This is a genomic window from Roseicella aerolata (assembly GCF_020523605.1).
GTDB classification, from domain to species: domain Bacteria; phylum Pseudomonadota; class Alphaproteobacteria; order Acetobacterales; family Acetobacteraceae; genus Paracraurococcus; species Paracraurococcus aerolatus.
Window position 1 is genome coordinate 1 of the sequence record NZ_JAJAQI010000162.1, and the last position, 989, is coordinate 989.

The 989-nt window shown below is 66.8% G+C and carries 1 protein-coding gene and 1 tRNA gene; one reads left to right on the top strand and one right to left on the bottom strand.

Going from position 1 to position 989, the window contains the following annotated elements; translation table 11 throughout:
• Nucleotides 1–239 precede the first annotated feature (239 nt).
• Nucleotides 240–602, top strand: coding sequence for a hypothetical protein (locus LHA35_RS28330; protein ID WP_226615238.1), 363 nt, complete (start codon nt 240–242; stop codon nt 600–602).
• 15 nt (nt 603–617) lie between these two features.
• Here LHA35_RS28330 and LHA35_RS28335 read toward each other — a convergent pair.
• A tRNA-Met gene (locus LHA35_RS28335) sits at nt 618–694 on the bottom strand.
• Nucleotides 695–989 lie beyond the last annotated feature (295 nt).

A 989-nucleotide genomic window follows, 5' to 3' on the forward strand; every position in this document is an offset into this window, starting at 1 on the left:
CAGCCCGGTAGCTCGTCAGGCTCATAACCTGAAGGTCACAGGTTCAAATCCTGTCCCCGCATCCATATCACGACAAACGCCCCGCAGCCCCAGGCCGCGGGGCGTTTGTCGTTCAGGGCCCCGCATGCGGCCGCTTCCCATCTCCCACCGGCGCCTGCCCTGGATATGCTCCGGATGACCGTCGGCCAGCGCCGGTCCCGGGTTGTCCATCCACCACTTCGACCAGGGGCGCACAATCCATGCTCCCGGCGTCCGGCAAACCTTGCGGAAATGCCGGCATCCGGCCGTCCCTGGGCTCGGGCCAAGAACGTCCGGGAAAAAAGCTTCTCGCCGCGCTGGAAGGCGAGTTGCTCGCCCGGCGCCGCTTCGCCTCCCGCGCCGAGGCGCAGATGGTGATCTTTACCCCCATCAAGGCCTGGCAGGGTCCAGCAAGACTCCACTCGCCCATGACCCGGGAGAGGGAGCAACGCCAAGTCGCCACCGCAGAGCCGTACTCGGCCAAACCCAGGGCCGGCCGGGTGCTTGCCCGCAGACATGATGCAAAGGACGGGGATGCACGGACCATTGTGGCCGGCCTTCCCACCGAAGGGCTGTTTCGCTGACACCCTTGCTGCGCTTGGTACCTGGGGCCGGACTTGAACCGGCGACCCCGGCATTATGAGTGCCGTGCTCTAACCAGCTGAGCTACCCAGGCGCGCGGGCCGGGGTATGGCGGCTTTGCGCGGGGAATGCAAGCCACCCGGCAGTACCGATGCGGTGCCGGAATGCTGGTGGTGGTCCGGGCACGCCACGGGCAGGCCACCGCGCCACCCGAGGGGGGGCCATCCGGATGCGTTTGCCCCGGAGCGGCCTCCATTCGCAGTGGCTCATGAGAGCTGTGCGCGGATGTGCTTGGACGCGTGCCGAGGAGGATGATTCGTTGATTGTGCGGCGGACGGAGGTCGGCATGGCACGGCGACGGATTGGACAGGAAGATCTCATTGCACGGT